This is a genomic window from Pseudomonas sp. JV245A (assembly GCF_032424515.1).
GTDB lineage: Bacteria > Pseudomonadota > Gammaproteobacteria > Pseudomonadales > Pseudomonadaceae > Aquipseudomonas > Aquipseudomonas protegens.
The window spans coordinates 1-7,246 of record NZ_VYKE01000202.1 but is presented as its reverse complement, the minus strand read 5'-3'; the positions used below and the strand labels follow the sequence as shown (position 1 = coordinate 7,246).

Annotated in this window: 10 protein-coding genes; 6 read left to right on the top strand and 4 right to left on the bottom strand. The window is 66.4% G+C overall.

Annotated elements, in window-relative coordinates; all coding sequences use genetic code 11:
• Together F6S12_RS28610 and F6S12_RS28605 are read right to left on the bottom strand one after the other, a co-directional pair.
• A partial coding sequence (locus F6S12_RS28610; protein ID WP_315869609.1) for a circularly permuted type 2 ATP-grasp protein occupies positions 1-1,078 on the bottom strand: 1,078 nt, incomplete at its 3' end.
• 440 nt (positions 1,079-1,518) lie between these two features.
• Positions 1,519-2,016, bottom strand: a complete 498-nt coding sequence (locus tag F6S12_RS28605; RefSeq protein ID WP_315869608.1) for an AAA family ATPase — start codon at positions 2,014-2,016, stop codon at positions 1,519-1,521.
• Positions 2,017-2,307: 291 nt separating this feature from the next.
• Between F6S12_RS28605 and F6S12_RS28600 the strand changes: the two genes are divergently transcribed.
• Positions 2,308-2,478, top strand: coding sequence for a hypothetical protein (locus F6S12_RS28600; RefSeq protein WP_315869607.1), 171 nt, complete (start codon positions 2,308-2,310; stop codon positions 2,476-2,478).
• A gap of 37 nt (positions 2,479-2,515) precedes the next feature.
• Here F6S12_RS28600 and F6S12_RS28595 read toward each other — a convergent pair whose 3' ends face one another.
• On the bottom strand, positions 2,516-3,271 hold the full coding sequence (locus F6S12_RS28595; protein ID WP_041117618.1) for an ArsR/SmtB family transcription factor: 756 nt from the start codon (positions 3,269-3,271) through the stop codon (positions 2,516-2,518).
• Between the two features lie 81 nt (positions 3,272-3,352).
• Between F6S12_RS28595 and F6S12_RS28590 the strand changes: the two genes are divergently transcribed.
• The 4 genes from F6S12_RS28590 (at position 3,353) to F6S12_RS28575 (ending at position 5,667) form a co-directional block, all read left to right on the top strand.
• Positions 3,353-4,492, top strand: a complete 1,140-nt coding sequence (locus tag F6S12_RS28590) for a cytochrome P450 (protein ID WP_015635253.1) — start codon at positions 3,353-3,355, stop codon at positions 4,490-4,492.
• Entirely contained in the window at positions 4,489-4,836 is a 348-nt protein-coding gene (locus tag F6S12_RS28585) for an antibiotic biosynthesis monooxygenase family protein (protein ID WP_015635252.1), read from the top strand. Before F6S12_RS28590 ends, F6S12_RS28585 begins: the two co-directional genes overlap by 4 nt.
• A gap of 94 nt (positions 4,837-4,930) precedes the next feature.
• Entirely contained in the window at positions 4,931-5,422 is a 492-nt protein-coding gene (locus tag F6S12_RS28580) for a DUF1543 domain-containing protein (RefSeq protein ID WP_015635251.1), read from the top strand.
• Between the two features lie 71 nt (positions 5,423-5,493).
• Positions 5,494-5,667, top strand: coding sequence for an N-acetyltransferase (locus tag F6S12_RS28575; RefSeq protein WP_015635250.1), 174 nt, complete (start codon positions 5,494-5,496; stop codon positions 5,665-5,667).
• Positions 5,668-5,680: 13 nt separating this feature from the next.
• On the opposite strand, the gene F6S12_RS28570 is transcribed toward F6S12_RS28575, so the two are convergent.
• On the bottom strand, positions 5,681-6,613 hold the full coding sequence (locus F6S12_RS28570; protein WP_152686141.1) for a LysR substrate-binding domain-containing protein: 933 nt from the start codon (positions 6,611-6,613) through the stop codon (positions 5,681-5,683).
• Positions 6,614-6,738: 125 nt separating this feature from the next.
• On the opposite strand from F6S12_RS28570, the gene F6S12_RS28565 reads away from it, so the two are divergent.
• The coding region (locus F6S12_RS28565) for a LysE family translocator (RefSeq protein ID WP_315869606.1) at positions 6,739-7,246 on the top strand (508 nt) is incomplete at its 3' end.

Below are 7,246 nucleotides of genomic sequence, written 5' to 3'. Positions count from 1 at the left end.
ACTGCGCCAGGTTGGCCAGCACGTGGGACAGTTCGGCGGGCTTGCGGCACTGCCAGGTGGGCACGTTCTTGAGGATCGGTTCCTCGCTCAGGTAGAAGCGGATCATCTCGTCCACATAGGGGTAGATCGACTTGTCGTCGGCCACCCCGGTGCCCACGGCATTGGCCAGCACCACGTTGCCGCAGCGGTAGGCGGCGATCAGCCCGGGCACCCCGAGCATGGAATCGGGGTTGAACGACAGCGGGTCCAGGTAGGCGTCATCCAGGCGTCGGTAGATCACGTCCACCGCCTGGGCACCGGCGGTGGTGCGCATGTACACCCGGTCGTCACGCACGAACAGGTCGGCACCCTCCACCAGTTCCACGCCCATCTCCCGGGCCAGGAACGCATGTTCGAAATAGGCACTGTTGAAGCGCCCCGGGGTCAGCACCACCACGGTCGGGTTGTCCAGGGGGCTGGAGCTTTTCAGGGTGTCCAGCAGCAGGTTCGGGTAATGGTCGATGGGCGCGATGCGCTGGGCGGCGAACAGTTCGGGGAACAGGCGCATCATCATCTTGCGGTCTTCGAGCATGTAGCTGACACCGCTGGGGGTGCGCAGGTTGTCTTCGAGCACGTAGTAGCTGCCGTCGCCGTCGCGCACCAGGTCGACCCCGGCGATATGGGCATAGATGCCGCGGTGCAGGTCCAGTCCCTGCATCGCCACCTGGTAGCCCTCGTTGGCCAGCACCTGTTCGGCGGGGATGATGCCTTCCTTGAGAATCCGCTGGCCGTGATAGAGGTCGGCGAGGAACAGGTTCAGCGCCTGCACCCGCTGGATGCAGCCGCGCTCCACGGTGCGCCATTCGCTGGCCTTGATGCTGCGGGGAATGATGTCGAAGGGAATCAGGCGCTCGGTGCCCTGCTCGTCGCCGTACAGGGTGAAGGTGATACCGGCGCGGTGGAACAGCAGGTCGGCTTCGCGCCGGCGCTGGTCCAAAAGTTCCAGAGGAGTGTCCGCCAGCCAGCGGGCAAACCCCTGGTAGTGAGGCCGGCAGACGCCATCGGCAGCATACATTTCATCAAAGAAAGCGCGGGACATAGCCAACTCCTTGCCGTGACGTGAACGGCTTTTTATTTGAACCCTGTGTGTGCGTGACCCGGCTTCGAGCATGAGGGGCCCAGCCCCCCTGAAAGAGTGATAGCAATCGCTATGCCGCAAATGCACGGTGCGCCGCCCCGGAGGTGGCCCGTGGCAAAAATGACCGTTTAGCGACAAATAGATTCAAAAAAGAGACACAAAGAAAGCTTGAGAACATCCAGCAGCAAAGCCCCAGCAACGTAGCCGGCGCCGCTCGCGGCCCTGCGCGAACAGAATCGGTGCACAAAGCCCCCGCGCTGCATGTTTTGCCCCGTTATCGGGAGTTTTCCGGCCAATGCCGCCCCACAGCTCGGCCTTGAGGCGCCATCGCGGGGCCCTGAGCACTGACCATCAGCGCACCATCAAGGTTCAAAGACTTGGCGCCGCTGCCCCCGGCAACCTCAGGCGCCCGGCAGGCACGCCAGAATCAGGGCCAGCGCCTGCTGCGGTGAGAGCTGCGCGGTGTCCAGGCGCAGCGGCGAGCTCGCCCAGGGCTGATAGTCATGCTCGAGCACCGATTTCCAGCTGGGCGGGCGCAGGCCCGGCACGTCCAACTGGCGGGTCTCGACCCGGCGCCGATGCTCCGCAAGATCGGAGCACACCACCTCGATCTCCAGCAGCCTCACCCCCTGTCTGCTGGCCAGGGCCTGCCAGGCCTGGCGGCTTTCCTGCACCGGATTGACGCAGTCGGCCAGTACCCGATTGCCCAGGGCCAGGTTGGCCTCCGCCAGTTGCAGGGCAATCTGGTAGCCGGCCTTGCCCACCTGCGCCAGGCCAGCGTCACGCAGGCCCTGTTCGATGCTGTCGATGCGCAGGTAGGTGGCCGCCAGGTGTGGCGCCAGGGTACGGGCGATGGTGGTCTTGCCGGTGCCCGGCAAGCCGCTGAAAACGATGAGCATGCAAGGCCCTGCCAACGTTGAAGGACGCACAGCTTTACCACTATTGCCACAGGCGTCCAGCCCCGGGCTTGAGGACGGGCTGCCACTAGCCCTGATCCAGGGACGCCCGACCACCGCCCGGCAGCGCACTTGCCCAAGCCCCGGCAACCCAGGAAAATGGGCCGCTTTTCTGCGCCCTCCCGTGATCTACACTAACGTCCAGCATTGACGGTAGGCCCTTGTATACCGGGCCACACAGCCTGCCACTCCTTCTCGACTCACCCGTGTGCCGTAATTCGTTCAGGAGCCCCGATGCCTCGCTTCATCCTGCCCATGCTGATGTGGCTGACATGCCTCCCGGCGATGGCCGACCCCGCGCGCGCCTTGCAACTGCTCAACTATGAATCTCCCCACCACCAGCCACTGGAGCAGGCCATGCTGGGGCTCGATCGCGACCTGCTCGATGCCCTGCAGCCCGAATGAAGCACGGCCCGGGCTTTCGAACTGGAGCTTGCAGGCTTCAGCCGCCGAGGCGTTGCAATTCAATGACGGCCGAGGACGACAGCGGCCGGGCCGGCTGGATCAGGGCCATGCCAAAGCGCTTGCTGATGTAGCGACCGCCGGTGCCGGTCAGGCTCAGGGCGCGGCTGTCCAGGTCCTGGATCAGCCATTTGCGCTCCAGCAAGGCCTGCAACAGCGCCGCCCCCAGGGCGCCCCCCAGGTGCGGACGGCGCATGCTCCAGTCCAGGCACGGGCAGGCGAAGCGTCGACGCAAGGCCTTGAGCCCGGCCACCTCGATCCCCAGGCTGCGGAAAAATTCTTCGCCGCTGTCGCTGACCCGGTAGGCCTCGCCCTCCCCGGCCGCCAGCAGCCAGCCGGCCTCGAACATCCGGTCGTGCAGCTGCACCCCCAGGGTGCCCGCCAGGTGGTCGTAGCAGGTGCGGGCGAACTGCAGGCGGTCCGGGGTGCGCGGGGTGAAGCGGGGCGCGCGGCCCTGGCCAATCACCATCAGCGCCTCAAGGGCCTGGGCCACCAGCGGGTCGCCGAGGCAGTAGTAACGGTGCCGGCCCTGGACCTGCACCCGCAATAGCCCCGCCTCCTTGAGCTTGGCCAGATGGGCGCTGGCGGTGGAGGTGCTGACCTCGGCAATCGCCGCCAGCTCGGTACTGGTGCGTGCGTGGCCGTCCATCAGCGCACAGAGCATGCGGGTGCGCGCCGGCTCGGCGATGGCCGCCGCCACTTGGGATACCCCGACGTCGTTCTGCACTACATTCATATTTCGCTCCCTGACGAATCGTGTCTTCGAAAGGGTCAGGATAGTAGCAGCCTGGATATCTGCCGAACAAAGAGATAAATCATGGACGCGATCAGCGCTGCTACTCACTCAGACCCGTACTTCTACTACACCCGCCTCCGCGCCCGGGGCGGCCTGACCTACGATTGCGCCCTCAGGCTATGGGTCGCCAGCAGCGCCGCGGCGGTGGCAGCGGTGCTCGACCACCCGGCCTGCCAGGTGCGTCCCAGTACCGAGCCGATACCCCAGGCCATTGCCGGAAGGCCGGCCGGGCAGTTGTTCGGCCGCCTGATGCGGATGAACGATGGCCCGCGCCAGCGTTGCCCGCGTGCGGCCATCGAACCAGCCTTGCAGGGCCTCTGTACCGCCGGGCTGGAGACCCATCTGGCCCGGTGGCAACCGGCCCTTGTGGCTCCGGCCTGCGCTGGCGACCTGCAACGCTGGCAGTTCGTACTGCCGGTGGCGCTGCTGGCCAGCCTGCTTGGCGTCCCCGCCGGACAGTGCGAAACACTCGCCCGGCGCACCGGGGAATTCGTCGCCTGCTTCTCGCCCCTGAGCGATCAACCCCGATTGCAGGCCGCCGACCGGGCAGCACTGGAGCTGGACGCGCAAATGCAGGCCCTGGTGCAGGCCCCGCAACACAGCCCGCTGCTGCGGCAGATTCTCGACCGCAGTGGTGAGCTTGCTCCAGCGGACCTGCGGGCCAATCTGGCGGGCTTGCTGGCGCAGACCCATGACGCCTGCGCCGGCCTGGTCGGCAACAGCCTGGTCGCCCTGCTGGCTGCACCGGCCATGCAGCAGCGCCTGCGCCAGGAACCGGGCCTGCTGGGCGACTGGCTGCTGGAGCGCCAGCGTCTGGACCCGCCGGTGCAGAACACCCGGCGCTTCGTCACCGCGCCCTGCACCGTGCACGGCGTGGAACTGCAAGCCGGCGAAACCATTCTGGTGCTGCTGGCCGCGGCCAACCAGGACCCGGCGCTAGCCGCCATTACCGGCAGCAACCCGGCGCATCAGGGCTTCAGCTTCGGCGCCGGAACCCACCGCTGCCCTGGCCGGGAGCTGGCCTTGGGCATAGTCCAATGCCTGTTGCACGCCCTGCTGCAGGGTCCCGGCCTGGATGCACTGGCCCTGGACTGGCAGTACCAGGCCTCGGTCAACGGCCGTATTCCGCTGTTCAGCGACCGCGGGGAGGCCGAACAATGATCGCGGTGATCTTCGAAGTGCTGCCAGCTTCGGGCCAACGCGACGCCTACCTGGAGCTGGCGGCCGGGCTGAAAAACCAGCTGGAGGAGATCGACGGTTTCATCTCCATCGAACGCTTCCAGAGCCTGGCCCAGCCGGAAAAACTGCTGTCCCTGTCGTTCTGGCGTGACGAGCAGGCCGTGGCCCAGTGGCGCAACCTGGAATGCCACCGCCAGGCGCAGGCCCGGGGCCGCGGTGAGGTATTTGCCGACTACCGGCTGCGGGTAGCGACGGTGCTGCGCGACTATGGACTGCAAGAGCGTTGCCAGGCCCCTGCGGACAGCCGCCGGTTGCATGGCCGCTGAAACCGTCGGCCTTGGCCCGGCGCCCGGCTTGAGGTAAAACGTGCGCCCGCGGTGGCGGCACGCGCCACCACCTAGCCCGGAACAAGGAGCCTGCATGCTGTTTGTGGTGATGCTGGGGGGCAAGCACCCCAGAGCGAAAATCGAAGTCCATGATGTGCAATTCGTGGTTGCCGACAGCCTCGAAGCGGCCTACCCGCAACTGCGCGAAGGCTGGTTCGGCAGCCCGGCGGGGTTGCACATCGACTCATGGATGCGGGTGGACGGTATCGAAGACTACAGGCTCGAACTCAGCGCCCTGGCCCCGGCGGCGGATGCGCCGCGCCTGTACTTCATCAACCTGGGCGGCTATGAAGCAGCGACCTTCGGCGAAGCCCACCGTTACCTGCTGGTGGTGGCCCGGGACAAGGCGCAGGCCAAGGCCAAAGGCAAGCAGCAGATGCTTGCCCACTGGCACAAATCCCACACCGATGCCCTGCTGGACGTCGACGACTGCCTGCCCATCGACCTGGCGGACGGCCGCTACGTGCACCTGGTGAAGGGCCCTCACCAGGGCATCGTGCAGCACAACGACTACATCATCCTGTAGCCGCCGGCTGGCAGGCCAGTGAAGCGCGCACAGGCCGGCTATGCTGGCGGTTTTCTTCAGGGAGCAGAGCCATGCCGCTATGTTTGCGCAACGCACCGCAAGACGACACCCAGCGCCTGACCGTCAACGAACACAATGCCCGGGCGATCCGTTTCTACCAGCGCAACGGCTTTGTGAGGGGCGGCGAAACCCTGTTCCCCTGCGGCGCCGACCTGCACCGCGACTGGGTCATGCTGCGCCGTTGAAGCGGCCCCGCCATCAGCCCGCGCCAGGCGTCAGGTCACCCAGCTCAAGGTCATCGATGGATACCACTTGCTCCAGCAGAAAGGCGCGCAGGCCGTCGATCTGTTCCCGGCGCGGGCTGTCCCGCAGCCACACCAGGTAATAGCCGTCCCCCGAGGCCAGCGCACGGGGAAACGGCAGGCTGACCAGGCCCTGGCGAATGTCCTCGGCCACCAGGTACAGGTCGGCGATGGACAGCCCGTGGCCACGCATGGCCGCGCAGATCGCCTGGTCCAGGGTGTCGAAGACGTTGCCCCGGTCCAGCCGCACCTGCCCCAGCAGGCCCTGGGCCTGCAGCCAGCGCCGCCAGTCGCGGCGGTCCGCCGAAGGGTGGATCAGTGGCGCCTCCCTGAGCCGTTCCAGGGTCCAGGACGGCGCATCCACAGCCTCCGGAGGGCCGATGGGAATCAGCCACTCATCGAACAGCTTACAGCCCTCGACCCCGGCGCCGAACTGCCCGTTGCCCAGCAGAATCGCGCAGTCATAGGGCTCGGAATGAAAATCCACATGATCGAAATCCATCCACACGCTGGCCAGTTGCACCGCCAGCGACGGCTGCTGGTGCTTGAGCTGGTCCAGGGCCCGCAGCAGCCAACGCATGGTCAGTGTCGAAGGGGCCTTGAGGCGTAATTGGCCACTGCCGCTGCGCAGCGGCAGACAGGCGTCCTCGATGATCCGGAACCCCGCCTTGAGCTCCCGGGCCAGGCGCTGCCCGACGTCAGTGAGTACCAACCTGGGGCCGTGGCGCTCGAACAGGCGGCAGCCGAACTGGCTTTCCAGGGTGCGGATATGCCGGCTGATGGCGCTTTGGGTCAGGGACAGCTCCTCTGCGGCCCGGGTGAAGGAGCTGGAACGGGCCGCCACTTCAAAGGCGCGCAAGGCATAGAGCGGCGGCAGGGACTCGACCATCGGCAAGCACTCAGCATGATTAAAAATCATAGTAGGTCACAGCTTTTTGCGTTTTTCAACGCAGGCTCAAGCCTTCAGGCTAGGGCCTTTGCCAATGACCGAGGAGTTGCCGGGTGGATGTGAACATGTCGTTATTGCTGGCCTATACCCTGAGCGTGCTGATGCTGGTGGCGACCCCGGGGCCGGTGGTGGCGCTGATCGTCAGCACCAGCATGAACGCCGGCCCGCGCCAGGCGCTGCTGACCACCCTGGGCACCAACGCGGCGTCGTTGCTGCTGGCCCTGCTGGCGGTGCTGATGCTCTCCGGCGGGCTGGCCCTGGACCCACGGCTGATCCACTGGATCAGCGTGCTGGGCTGCTGCTTCATTGCCTGGCTGGCCGTGCAGGGGTTGCGCGAGGCGGCCACCCAACCCGCTGCGCAAGCACCGGCCAAGCCCCTGGCCGGGCGCGGCAGGGGCCTGGCCACCGGCTTTGTGGTGGGCATCGGCAACCCCAAGGACATCATCTTCTTTGTCTCGTTCTTCCCCCAGTTCATCCAGGTCGGCCGCACCTTCGAACACAGCGCCCTGCTGCTGACCCTGGTCTGGGTACTGATCGACCTGGCGGTGCTGGGGGCCTATATCCTGGTGGCGC